We start from the raw sequence: 12,594 nt of genomic DNA, 5'->3' as shown, positions 1-12,594 counted from the left end.
AGGAGATTTGCTTTTGAATGAAGCTTTAAGATGGTGGGTCGTGCAGGATTCGAACCTGCGACCAATTGATTAAAAGTCAACTGCTCTACCGACTGAGCTAACGACCCATCTAGGGGATTTGTTTTTGAATGAAGCCTTAAGATGGTGGGTCGTGCAGGATTCGAACCTGCGACCAATTGATTAAAAGTCAACTGCTCTACCGACTGAGCTAACGACCCATCTTGTGACTTCTCTCGGCAACGGCGGCATATATTACTGATTTCTCCACGCCACGCAATGATTATTTTTAAAAATTACGTTTAAATGCTTATTAAATGCTCAACCAACCCCGAAAATGTATTACTACACCCTTCCGGGGCCAATAATTACAGCGTAGAAAGCTTTTTCTCCGCCAATTTAGCTGCATTCGAACCAGGATATTGTTTCATGACCTGTTGATAAACCGATCTTGCTTTATCCTTCTGGCCCTTGTCCTGCATGATTAAACCAACCTTATAAAGCGATTCACCACTCTTCTGCGACTTTGGATACTCTTTTACTACCGTAGCAAAATAATAAGCGGCTTCGTCTTTCTTACCCTTGTTATAATGAAGTTGCCCTAACCAGTAATTAGCATTGGGCATATAACTCGATTTTGGATAACTCTTTACGAAACGCTGAAAGGCTATAATCGCTTTATCGTACTCTTTGGTATTCACCGCCAAATGAACAGCAGCATCATAATCACCCTTCTCACTGCCCGTGCCGACAGATGATGATGCCTGATTGCTACTATTATTACTTGCCGTTGAAGAAGCTGTATTTGCGGTAGGTTTACTCCCCTCAGAACTGGTAGCCCCTTCCAGTTGCTGATAAATATCCTTCTGCCGCTCTATAATCTGATTGAGCTGATACTGATTCTCCTGAATCTGCCCTCGAAGCATGTCAATATCACGTTGAGAATCAGCCAGTTGTTGCTGGAGCTGCGTTAATAGCTGACTGTGAGCATTGGAAATACGCTCTAGTTGGGTAAGGCGCTCATCGGTAGAACCCGATCCGACATTACTGATTGGCGCTTGGGCAATAGCGGCCCAAGGAACCGCTACGCCAACCAATAACGACAGACCCAAAAAATGATGTCTGAAGTTACTGTTCATGAACTACTCTTAGTATGCCAGTACTGCGCGACGGTTTTTAGCATAGGCGGCTTCGTCGTGACCCAGTACAGCAGGTTTTTCTTTACCGTAAGAGACGATAGAGATTTGCTCACCGGAAACACCTTTGCCTTGCAGGTACATTTTCACTGCATTAGCACGGCGTTCACCTAATGCGATGTTGTACTCAGGAGTACCACGTTCGTCAGCATGACCTTCTACAACAACTTTGTAAGATGGGTTGTTGCGCAGGAATGCCGCGTGAGCGTCTAGCAGCTGAGTAAAATCTGAGTTGATGTCGTATTTGTCAAAACCGAAATATACGATGTTGTTGTTTTGTAGCTCTTGCATTTGCTGACGAGCTAATTCCTCTGCTGACAGACCCGCATTAGTTTCGTTAACAGTGCCTACACCAGTCTGATCGTTATCAGCATTCTTGTTAGAACTACACGCTGCTACGGCCATAACTGGTAAAGCTAACATCAGCCCTTTTAGCACTTTGTTCAGTTGCATCTCTTTGATCCTTTTAAAATTTGCCATACATATTATTATGCATCACAGATACGGCGACCAGGCAGGAAATTTTACCTGTCCATCGGTTGCCGGAAGACGCGCTTTGAAACGCCCGTCAGTCGAAACTAGCTGCAATACAGTCCCCAACCCTTGGGTGGAGCTATAAATCACCATAGTGCCGTTAGGTGCGATACTCGGCGTTTCATCCAGGAACGTGTCCGTCAAAATTTGAACGGCTCCCGTTGCCAGATCTTGTTTAGCTATGTGCTGCTTACCACTCTCTGAGCTGACCATCACCACAAAATTGCCATCTGCGCTTACATCAGCATCCTGGTTTTGTGTGCCTTCCCAAGTGAGGCGTTGCGGAGCACCGCCATTAATATCGATTTTGTATAACTGTGGACGGCCACCCTGATCAGAGGTATAAACCAAAGTCTGGCTATCCGGCATCCAACTTGGCTCAGTATTGTTACTGCGGCCATCTGTAACCTGACGAATCTGAGACGAACTCAAATCCATCACGTAAAGATTCAAACTACCCGATTTAGACAGAGCAAATGCCAATTTACTGCCATCAGGGGAAAATGCAGGTGCACCGTTATGACGCGGGAAGGAAGCAACCTGACGTACTTCACCACTCGCCAAAGTTTGAATAACCAAGGCAGAATGGCCACTTTCAAATGTCACATAAGCCAGTTTGGCGCCATCAGGAGACCATGCCGGCGACATCAACGGTTCTGGCGAACGGTGAACAGTGAACTGGTTGTAACCATCGTAATCAGATACACGCAGTTCATACGGATATTTACCGCCATTAGTCTTTACAATGTAAGCCAGGCGAGTACGGAATGCGCCTTTGATGCCCGTCAGTTTTTCAAATACTTGATCACTGGCTGTATGCGCAGCATAACGCAACCATTGTTTGGTCACTTTAAACTGATCCTGAGCAAGTACTGTACCCGGAGCACTCGAAGTATCAACCAACTGATAAGAGATCAAAAAACCACCATCTGCGCTTGGTTGAATCTGCCCAACAACAACAGCGTCAATCCCCAACGCCGACCATGCAGCAGGTGTTACCTCAGATGCCGTCGTTGGTTGCTGTGGCATACGGCCGATATCAATAGGGTTAAATTTACCGCTGTTGCGAAGATCAGCGCCAACGATCACCCCTATCTCTTCCGGTGCATTACCCGCTCCAGTCCATTTAAAGGGGACAACGCCAATAGGACGTGCAGAATCGACACCTTGGGTGATCTCGATACGAACTTCTGCGTAAGCAACCGTGGCCCACAACATTAAAATGCCTAGTACTACTTTAAAAGCCTGCCTCATTAATCTCTCCCTTATCACGATGGAATAGTCGCAATAATTCGCAGAATATTAACAAACGTCAACAAACAAAACCAGATAGCTTAATAACATTGAATGGTTTTGTTTGTTATTAACAACTTCTAAATAACAACTTTATTGAGGTTTGAAATCAAGCAGCGCGTTTTTAAACGCTTCATAAACCTCCTTGCTTGGCGGTTTCGGAATTTTCGCTTGTTTAGCCGCCGCTACCGCCGCTTGGCACAACGCCTGGTCTCCCCCCTCTGACTTTACATCAATTAACAAGCCATCAGGAGCAAGTTTAATCCGTAATGCACAGGTACGCCCACGATACATGCTTGGATCGTAAAACTTATTCTGTATCGCTATCTGGATCTGCCCCAGATAGTTATTAATGTCAGCATTTGAAGCGCCACTTTTCTTACCGCCACCTTTACCGGCGGCAGAAGCCCCTCCCTGCTGTTTCGGTGCATTGGAAGTTAAGCCACCCAGTAAGTCATCAACTTCACTTTCCTGTTTAGCGGCTTGCGCAGCAGCTTTTTTCTTAGCGTCAGCTTCGGCCTTGGCTTTAGCCTTTGCATCTGCCTCAGCTTTGGCTTCTGCTTTAGCCTCAGCTTCTGCTTTGGTTTTCGCTTCTTCCACAGCTTTTTGTTTAGCAGCAGCCGCTTTCTTAGCTTCAGCTTCGGCTTTCTTCTGTGCCTCAGCCTGCTCTTTAATCAGTTTTTCTTTTTCAGCCTTAGCCTTTGCCGCAGCTTCTTCTGCCTGTTTTTGCTCTTCACGGGCTTTGTTTGCTGCCTCTACAGCCTGCTTTTTCTGTTCTTCCGCTGCCTGTTGCGCTTTAATTCGCTCTTCTTCTACCGCTTTTAAACGTTCCTGTTCTTCAGCCTGTTTTTCCCTTAATTCAGCGCTCTGCTGTTCGGCTTTCTTCTTTCGTAACTGTTCTGCACGCTTAGCATCAGCCTGTTGTTGTTGCTGTTGATTGTACTGTTGTACTACCGCATTCGAATCGACCATAACAGCATCAATAACAGAACCATCCTGACCACCACCACCCATTTCAGTTTTTCGTGTCAGGGAACCCCAAATAAGTAACCCAATCAAAATAATATGCAACACAACCGAAACGATAACAGCGCGATTTAATTTATTGTTTTGCCCGTTTGTCTTTCCCACGCTCGATATCCAAGATCTTCAAATAACAGCAACTGCCGGCCAAACTCAGATAGGCTGAGTCATTAAGCCAACGGATTTCACACCTGCCTGATGCAGCATGTTGAGTGCCTTAATAATCTCATCGTAAGGCACTTCTTTCGAACCACCGATCAAGAAAACGGTTTTTGGATTCTCTTTTATTCGTGCCTGCGCTTCCGCAATAATCTGCAGCTCAGGCAATAATTCCAATCGTTCATGGTTAACTATCATGGTGTACTGACCAACACCAGAAACCTCCACGATTACCGGTGGATTATCAGAGTTAGAAACCGTTTTAGAATCTACCGCATCCGGCAGATCAACCTCTACACTTTGAGTGATAATCGGCGCTGTTGCCATAAAAATAAGCAACAGAACCAGCAATACGTCCAGTAAGGGAACGATATTGATTTCGGATTTCAGCTCACGCTTGCGACTACGAGTGCGTGCCATAGCCTCTCCTACTATTTGTTCTCTGCTTTATTTTCAGCAGCGAAAGCCTGACGATGCAAAATAGCCAAAAACTCTTCCATAAAGTTATCGTAATTTTGCTCCAGCTTATTAACACGCTGATTCAAGCGGTTGTATGCCATAACTGCCGGAATCGCCGCAAACAGACCAATCGCCGTTGCAATCAACGCTTCTGCAATACCCGGCGCTACCATTTGGAGAGTGGCCTGTTTTACCGCACCTAACGCGATAAATGCATGCATGATCCCCCAAACTGTACCAAATAGACCGATATATGGACTAATTGAGCCAACTGTCCCCAAGAATGGAATATGACTTTCCAGCGATTCCAATTCACGATTCATTGAGATACGCATTGCACGCGAAGCCCCTGTTACTACCGCTTCTGGAGCATGATTATTTGCATGGCGCAGACGGGCAAATTCTTTAAATCCAGAATAAAAAATTTGTTCTGTTCCACCTAAAGAATCTCGACGCGACTGACTTTCCTTATATAAGCGTGATAATTCAATACCCGACCAGAATTTATCTTCAAACGCTTCCGCTTCTCGAGTTGCTGCATTGAGAATTTTGGTCCTTTGAATAATGATCGCCCATGAAGCAACGGAAAAGCAGATCAAAATAAGCATGATCAGCTGCACCAAAAGGCCCGCTTTCAGGAATAAATCTAGAATGTTCATGTCAGTCACTGCTTAAACTCCGCGACAATAGACTTTGGAAGCGCAATTGGCTTCATTTGAGATGTATTCACGCAGGCGACTAAAACTTCTGCGCTGTTAATAATTGTTCCATTTCCATCAACAATGCGTTGAATAAATGTCAAAAACGCTCTACGAATATCCGTAATTTCACTCTGCACCTCCAACATATCATCAAGCCGGGCCGGAGCACGGTAATCAACCATCATACGCCGAACAACAAAGGCAATTTGTTCATCAAGTAAACTCTGTTGATGAATTCCATGCTGACGTAACATCTCAGTACGTGCTCTTTCATAAAAGACAACATAACGGCCATTATAAACTATCCCACTCACATCTGTATCTTCGTAATAAATACGAATGGGCCACCGGAACAACGTATTACTCACTTTCAATCCTACATAAGGCGAATTAACGCTGCCACTATACTTAAGACAATGCGGCTTTGGAATAATGTGCAAATAAAAAATTTATGGGTTAAAAGCCCCATAACATGCAAAATTAACGCACAAAGAAATGATACAAACCCCAAATCAAAATCAAGAATGCCGGCAGAGGAGAGAAAAAGATACGCCAGACAATATTTCTTGGCTGAAAACCCACCCCGAAAGTCACACCTGTACATACAGACCATATTAGCAAAATACTTTGCCAAATCTGCAATGAACTGGTGTTAGCCGCAAAACGAGTAGGGTCCCAGAATACACAAGCCGCAAACACTAATGCCATAATAAGGATAAGGCCCCGTACAGGACCTTTATCCATTAGCCGATAATATTTATCTATCAACACGACTTCTCGCCATTTTTAGCGGCTTTTTCTTCTTCATTATGCTCAAGCGCCAAGGCTGCGATTATAGCGAAACTACACGCCAAGAGCGTTCCGAGAATCCAAGCAAAATACCACATGCTTTATGCTCCTTAGTACAGTGAATGTTTGTTATCTTCAATAAAGCTTTTATCCAAACGCCCAAACATTTTGTAGTAACACCAAATGGTATATCCTAGAACAATTGGGACAAAAATCAATGCAACTACAGACATGACACGCAGCGTCATCAGGCTTGAAGTGGCATCCCACATCGTCAGGCTGACGTTAGGATCAGTGATTGAAGGCATCACAAATGGGAACATCGTTACACCGCAGGCCAGAATGATGCCAGCAATTGTCAGTGAAGAGAACAGGAACGCCCACCCAGCTTTATTCATACGCGTCATCAGCATCGTCAGCAAAGGCGAAGCCACACCCAGTGCCGGTAGTACCCACAACCACGGATAGTTGTTAAAGTTAGTCAACCAGGCACCCGCCTGATGAGCGACTTCTTTATGTAACGGATTAGACTGAGCCATTGTATCCAAACCGCCAGTCACAACATAGCCATCAATACCATAAATCAGCCATACACCTGCCAACAGGAAAGCCACCATTGTCACCAGCGCACAGAGATAAGTTGCGACACGAGAACGCAGACGTAGCTCACCCGTAGTACGCATTTGCAGATAAGTTGCCCCCTGAGTCACAATCATCATCAAGCTGATAATTCCCGCCAATAAACCGTACGGGTTGAGCAATCCAAAAAAGGAGCCGGTATAGAACAGACGGAGTTGGGAATCAACGTTAAACGGCACCCCCTGTAATAAATTACCGAATGCCACACCGATAACTAATGGTGGAACAAAGCTACCGACAAATATTCCCCAATCCCACATGTTACGCCACTTGCGGCTTTCCAATTTGGAGCGGTAATCAAAACCAACCGGACGAAAGAACAACGCAGATAACACCAGGATCATAGCAACATAGAAGCCAGAGAATGCCGCGGCATAAACCATCGGCCATGCGGCGAACAGCGCTCCACCGGCAGTAATCAGCCAAACCTGGTTACCATCCCAATGCGGCGCCACTGAGTTAATCATGATGCGACGCTCAGTATCGTTTTTGCCGATGATACGTAATAGGATACCGACTCCCATATCAAAACCATCAGTTACCGCAAAACCGATTAGCAATACACCAATCAGTAGCCACCATATAAATCGTAGTACTTCATAATCAAACATAAGTGGACTCCTGTTTACTGAGCATCGGGTGCTGAAGTTGTTTTCTGTTCAAAATGGTAACGACCCGTTTTCAGGCTACTTGGGCCAAGGCGGGCAAATTTGAACATCAAAAACATTTCTGCAATCAGGAATAAGGTATAAAGGCCACAAATCAGCGCCATAGAGAACAAGATATCGCCGGCAGTTAAATTGGAACTCGCCACCGCCGTTGGCAGAACTTCACCAATCGCCCACGGTTGACGACCATATTCCGCCACAAACCAACCTGATTCTATGGCAATCCACGGCAATGGAATACTGTACAGGGCGGCGCGCAGTAACCATTTTTGTTTACCAATGCGGCCACGGATAACACTCCAAAACGCCAGACCGATCAACAATAACATCAGGAAGCCGGCCGCAACCATGATACGGAATGCAAAATAGAGCGGCGCAACACGAGGAATAGAATCTTTTGCGGCTGCTTTGATTTGTTCTTCACTGGCATCAGTCACTTTGCTGGTATAACGTTTCAGCAACATGCCATAACCCAGATCTTGTTTATTCTCATTGAATGCAATACGAACAGTCGGGTCGGTGTTACCTGCACGCAACTCTTCCAACAGATGATAAGCCTTTATACCATTACGAATACGCTGCTCGTGCTGGTCCATCAAATCACGCAGACCAATGACCGGAGTATCAACAGAACGGGTAGCAATCAGCCCCATAAGATAAGGGATCTGAATGGCATATTTGTTTTCCATTTTATCCTGATCCGGGATACCTATCAGTGTAAAGGCTGCCGGAGGTGGCTGAGTTTCCCATTCAGCTTCGATGGCGGCCAGCTTAGTCTTCTGTACGTCGCCCATTTCGTAACCAGATTCATCACCCAACACAATAACAGACAGCACAGCGGCGATACCAAAACTTGAAGCAATCGCAAATGAACGCTTAGCAAATGGAATATCACGGCCTTTAAGCAGGTAGTAAGAGCTGACACCGAGAACGAAGATCGCCCCTGTCACATAACCCGCGGCAACGGTATGAACAAATTTCACCTGAGCAACCGGGTTCAGCACCAGTTCAGAGAAACTTACCATCTCCATACGCATGGTTTCAAAGTTGAAATCAGAAGCAATTGGGTTTTGCATCCAACCGTTAGCAACCAAAATCCAAAGTGCAGAGAAGTTAGATCCTAATGCGACCAACCAAGTTACCGCCAGATGTTGTGTCTTACTGAGACGATCCCAACCGAAGAAGAACAAGCCTACGAATGTAGACTCCAGGAAGAACGCCATCAGGCCTTCAATCGCCAGAGGCGCACCGAAAATGTCACCGACATAGTGAGAGAAATATGACCAGTTAGTCCCGAACTGGAACTCCATAGTCAACCCTGTTGCAACCCCCAGAGCAAAGTTAATACCAAATAACTTGCCCCAGAATTTTGTCATATCTTTATAAATTTGTTTACCAGAGAGCACATATACCGTTTCCATGATCGCCAGCAAAAACGCCATACCAAGCGTTAGTGGAACGAATAGAAAGTGATACATTGCAGTTAAGGCAAACTGTAATCGTGACAGTTCGACAATATCAAACATCTTGACTCCTTGCTCCTAGCAGGAAGACACCGACTTGCGGCAACCTGACTTCATATAAGCACTTTTCTCAAAGTACTCATGTGGAAGCCTCGTAACTACCAGCAATAAATGCCTTTAAAATAACAACTCATAACCAAGTAAATTAAAAACTAATTAGACTAATAGTATAGTACGCTTATATTCCCATACAATAAATAGGTTTTACGTGATTCAGATTAGAATTCTGAATATAGGTCAAGAATTGCGGTCATTGTTTAATGGGAATTAACTTGATCCAAGTCAATTTAAGCAAATTAAAACAATAATGCTATAGTAATAACTTGATTTTAGGTATCTTTTTCTGGTTAGTGTTAATTACTTTGTCTATTATTTCATTTTGGTTGATATATTGTTAATTATTTGTTTATTTAGATAAATATTGATTTCTATATTGCTGTGAAATGGCTTTTAAAATTAGCTTCTTATTTTGATCCTTAAGAAAATATTATTATTAACTTTGCATTAACAGTGAGATCACCACCATTTAGCTGTCATTCAGATAGCATAATGACACGCAGCTAGAGAACTAAACTTCCCTCTTAACAATAAATCTCTTCAAACTCAGCTAAACGACTTAGTATCTTAAGTTACACAGTCCAACAATAATTGTGTAAAAATATTTTACACAACAGAAAAACTGCACGTACCAGCAGGTAATGACCAATATCGCATTATTACATTCACATGGTACTACAAAGCAGAAACATTCTGATATTTTTAAAGATATAGAGCTTATGAAAAAGCTAAAAGTTGAGAGCAGAAAACCGGTTGAATTAGAAAACTCGCCTACAGAGCCAGCAAATTATTTTGGCCTTCCCAGAATAGCATTCTCCAAAGATTCTAAATTACCCGAATTCTGGATAAGAAATTGACATGAAGCCTGTTCCAGGAGCAGTGTTTTGGTGCATGCCGAAATAGCTCCGAGGTGGAACAGGCTATGGACAACTTAGTTGAAATTTTCTGTGATGTCGATGATTTTTGCCGTTTTTTCATCCTTCAATGGGAACAATTTTGTCTCGATAGCGGGCATCGTTTACGCCGCCGACAAGGTCACATGTTTCCCAGTGAAATCATGACCATTTTGATCCTTTTTCATCGGTCGCATCACCGGGATTTTAAACATTTTTATTTAGAACATATTTGGAAATATCACCACAACGATTTTCCCACCTTACTCAACTATCCCCGTTTTGTCAGTGTGGCCCCTTCCGTTTTGGTGCCACTATGCAGCTATCTGACGCAATTAAAAGGAAAACCCACAGGCATTGCTTTTATTGATTCCACCCGTTTGAATGTCTGCCATAACATTCGCATTCCTCGACATAAGGTCTTTGCGGGGATAGCCAAGCGCGGAAAAAATTCAATGGGATGGTCTGGCGCTTAAAATCACTGCCGGTAATGTGGATGTTCGGGAACCTGTTCGCGAATTAACAACAGAATTAACGGGTTCGCTTTACGGCTATAAAGGTTATCTCAGTCAGGAACTGGCAGACGATTTAGGCAAAACCGGTGTCACTTTCGTCACCCAAAAGCGCCGAAATATGAAAGCCCAGCTGCTGGCTGAGTGGGATAAGATAATGTTATCAAGGCGTTTCATCATCAAAACGATTAATGGGCAATTAAAAACCATTTCTCAAATAGCGCATTCTCGCCACCGAAGTATAACGGGATTTATGTTGACCGTTTTAGGCGGTTTGATGGCTTATTGCCTTAAATGGAAGAAACCATCACTGAAAGTTTTCTATTCGGAAGACGATTTTTCAGTGACGGCTTAAACAGAATTCGGGTTAAATTAGTTTCAGATCAAGTTTTTAATTCCATATATTTTCCTCCTCTTACTAGGGGCTGTTTACCTTTCGGGTACATAATTTATTCAGCCCACATAGGCAACCAGATAATGATAAAACCCAGAGCCAGCATACTGGCGTAATTACGTTCCAACTTATCGTATCTTGTTGCTATTGCACGAAAATGTTTAATTCTGGCAAACACATTTTCCACCAAGTGGCGGTAACGATATAAACATGTATCAACATGCTTATCGGCCTTTCGACGGTTTTTCTTGTAGGGAATGACCGGCGTTGCGCCTTGTTGTCTCACGATAAGCCTGAAAGCTTCGCTATCGTAACCTTTATCCGCAATCACAAAATCCGATGGCGGTGACTGAGACACCAGACTTTCAGCATGAACGATGTCGTGTGTTTGACCACCGGAAAGCTCAAAATGCACAGGTAAACCGTCACTGTCCACGGCCAAATGGATCTTGGTTGACCATCCATCCCGACTTTTTCCTATCGATTCATTTTCTTTAGAAGCCGCGCCTGCACTGTGTTGATGAGCCTGCACAATACTCCCATCAATGAACAGCCACTCTGTATCAGAATATTCAGATAACAATTTAAATATTAAATTAAAAATATCTTTCTTTGCCCATTCATTAAAACGTCGAAAGACGGTATTCCATTTCCCAAATTCAGGCGGTAAATCCCGCCAGGGACAACCGGTTCTCATGCGGTAAAGGCTCCCTTCAAAGGTCAGGTGATGTTCTTCTTTGTGATAAATAAGCCCACTATGTTGCATGAATACAGCTAGCGTATTCCATAGGGGTTTTGATAACATGGTTCTCGGCATGATGGTAAGGCATGGTTGGTTTTTGGCGAAAGCAATTATACCCAATCATCATGCTGTTCAATAAGCCCTCTCAAAACGTCAGCAGCCCCTAGATACCATTAAAACTGAGACTAAACAGACATCGATTCTCTCCATTTTTAGCACAGACAAAAATGGGAAGATCAAAAAAACACTCATACGCACAAATGGAAATGCAAGAGACACAGAAATACGAGATTTTTCAATAAGCACTGGGGGATATAATCTTGCTGACTTGAAGAAACTTGGATTTATTCAATCTGTTGCTGCTTTCCAAGGGAAAAAAACGGGAAACCTCTCACTAGTGGCCCAGTATTAGTTAAGTCAAATACACTGACAAACCTTGAAAATCCTTTTCAATATTTTCAGCCTCACACAATGAAGAACCATGCACCAACTCATGTAAAGAACCCAAAAACGCAATCGGTAATCGTTTGCTTGAATAGAGCAAATCCTGAACCAGGAACTCCTAGTCAATGCGATTATGGTCCAACATCACCCGGTAATCCAACAATCAAGTTAGAAATAATAGGTGATATTATATTCAATAACCCTATAGCGTTTGATGAAAAAGGAAAACCTACAGCGTTTCAGGGAATCAAACCAGAGGCAAATCTGACACTAATTGGTCTTAATACTGGAGGAACATGTGAAGTAAGAGGAATAGATGAAGGTATATTTTGGAAACATACAAAAGTCAATAACGATCCTGCCAAAGGCAATAATACAAATTTATCATGGGATTTTTCTAAAAATACAGGTTACGCTGATTTTGGACCAATATGCTGGAAAAATAACGAAAGCTATTTACTAGACTTACAGGCTAATATTATAACAATGCAAGATGATAACGCATTTCCGGTTATATTTTCTTATACCAATAACCCTTGCGTATTACCACGATGGAGATCACTGCCTTGAA

14 protein-coding genes, 2 tRNA genes and 1 pseudogene are annotated in these 12,594 nt (G+C 43.4%); 3 read left to right on the top strand and 14 right to left on the bottom strand.

Annotation, left to right across the window (positions count from 1 at the left end; all coding sequences use genetic code 11):
* Window positions 1–31: 31 nt before the first annotated feature.
* From ACGF5R_RS14265 to cydA, 13 genes are all read right to left on the bottom strand, one after another.
* Window positions 32–107: transfer RNA gene (locus ACGF5R_RS14265), tRNA-Lys, on the bottom strand.
* 35 nt (window positions 108–142) lie between these two features.
* A tRNA-Lys gene (locus ACGF5R_RS14260) sits at window positions 143–218 on the bottom strand.
* A gap of 147 nt (window positions 219–365) precedes the next feature.
* Window positions 366–1,136: a cell division protein CpoB gene (gene cpoB / locus ACGF5R_RS14255; protein WP_112876178.1), complete on the bottom strand. Its 771-nt coding sequence runs from the start codon at window positions 1,134–1,136 to the stop codon at window positions 366–368.
* A 9-nt stretch (window positions 1,137–1,145) separates the two neighbouring features.
* Window positions 1,146–1,646, bottom strand: a complete 501-nt coding sequence (gene pal / locus ACGF5R_RS14250; protein WP_112876179.1) for a peptidoglycan-associated lipoprotein Pal — start codon at window positions 1,644–1,646, stop codon at window positions 1,146–1,148.
* 42 nt (window positions 1,647–1,688) lie between these two features.
* On the bottom strand, window positions 1,689–2,981 hold the full coding sequence (gene tolB, locus ACGF5R_RS14245; RefSeq protein WP_112876180.1) for a Tol-Pal system beta propeller repeat protein TolB: 1,293 nt from the start codon (window positions 2,979–2,981) through the stop codon (window positions 1,689–1,691).
* 132 nt (window positions 2,982–3,113) lie between these two features.
* Complete coding sequence (gene tolA / locus ACGF5R_RS14240; RefSeq protein ID WP_387691372.1) at window positions 3,114–4,151, bottom strand: cell envelope integrity protein TolA; 1,038 nt, start codon at window positions 4,149–4,151, stop codon at window positions 3,114–3,116.
* 45 nt (window positions 4,152–4,196) lie between these two features.
* Window positions 4,197–4,622, bottom strand: coding sequence for a colicin uptake protein TolR (tolR, locus tag ACGF5R_RS14235; protein ID WP_387691371.1), 426 nt, complete (start codon window positions 4,620–4,622; stop codon window positions 4,197–4,199).
* Window positions 4,623–4,633: 11 nt separating this feature from the next.
* Window positions 4,634–5,329 (bottom strand): Tol-Pal system protein TolQ, encoded by a 696-nt coding sequence (tolQ, locus tag ACGF5R_RS14230; RefSeq protein WP_036812848.1) that lies wholly within the window; start codon window positions 5,327–5,329, stop codon window positions 4,634–4,636.
* Entirely contained in the window at window positions 5,326–5,730 is a 405-nt protein-coding gene (gene ybgC / locus ACGF5R_RS14225; protein ID WP_387691369.1) for a tol-pal system-associated acyl-CoA thioesterase, read from the bottom strand. The genes tolQ and ybgC overlap by 4 nt, the downstream gene beginning before the upstream one ends.
* A gap of 112 nt (window positions 5,731–5,842) precedes the next feature.
* The gene (gene ybgE / locus ACGF5R_RS14220) at window positions 5,843–6,133 is read right to left on the bottom strand and encodes a cyd operon protein YbgE (RefSeq protein ID WP_112876184.1); all 291 of its coding nucleotides are present in this window, start codon (window positions 6,131–6,133) and stop codon (window positions 5,843–5,845) included.
* The gene (gene cydX / locus ACGF5R_RS14215; RefSeq protein WP_112876185.1) at window positions 6,127–6,249 is read right to left on the bottom strand and encodes a cytochrome bd-I oxidase subunit CydX; all 123 of its coding nucleotides are present in this window, start codon (window positions 6,247–6,249) and stop codon (window positions 6,127–6,129) included. Before cydX ends, ybgE begins: the two co-directional genes overlap by 7 nt.
* A 12-nt stretch (window positions 6,250–6,261) precedes the next feature.
* Complete coding sequence (gene cydB, locus ACGF5R_RS14210; protein ID WP_112876186.1) at window positions 6,262–7,401, bottom strand: cytochrome d ubiquinol oxidase subunit II; 1,140 nt, start codon at window positions 7,399–7,401, stop codon at window positions 6,262–6,264.
* Between the two features lie 14 nt (window positions 7,402–7,415).
* A complete protein-coding gene (gene cydA / locus ACGF5R_RS14205) occupies window positions 7,416–8,984 on the bottom strand; it encodes a cytochrome ubiquinol oxidase subunit I (protein WP_387691367.1) in 1,569 nt (522 codons plus the stop codon).
* A gap of 695 nt (window positions 8,985–9,679) precedes the next feature.
* Here cydA and ACGF5R_RS14200 point away from each other — a divergent pair.
* A complete protein-coding gene (locus ACGF5R_RS14200; protein WP_262980784.1) occupies window positions 9,680–9,895 on the top strand; it encodes a hypothetical protein in 216 nt (71 codons plus the stop codon).
* A 65-nt stretch (window positions 9,896–9,960) separates the two neighbouring features.
* A pseudogene (locus ACGF5R_RS14195) lies at window positions 9,961–10,798 on the top strand (IS982 family transposase).
* 94 nt (window positions 10,799–10,892) lie between these two features.
* Here ACGF5R_RS14195 and ACGF5R_RS14190 read toward each other — a convergent pair.
* On the bottom strand, window positions 10,893–11,654 hold the full coding sequence (locus ACGF5R_RS14190; protein WP_262980812.1) for an IS5 family transposase: 762 nt from the start codon (window positions 11,652–11,654) through the stop codon (window positions 10,893–10,895).
* 396 nt (window positions 11,655–12,050) lie between these two features.
* On the opposite strand from ACGF5R_RS14190, the gene ACGF5R_RS14185 reads away from it, so the two are divergent.
* A complete protein-coding gene (locus ACGF5R_RS14185; protein ID WP_262980785.1) occupies window positions 12,051–12,593 on the top strand; it encodes a hypothetical protein in 543 nt (180 codons plus the stop codon).
* The last annotated feature ends 1 nt before the right edge of the window (window position 12,594 follow it).

Origin of the sequence: Photorhabdus sp. RM71S (assembly GCF_042879355.1) — a bacterium.
In the GTDB taxonomy this organism is placed as follows: domain Bacteria; phylum Pseudomonadota; class Gammaproteobacteria; order Enterobacterales; family Enterobacteriaceae; genus Photorhabdus; species Photorhabdus kayaii.
This window is presented reverse-complemented; position numbering and strand designations above follow the sequence as displayed.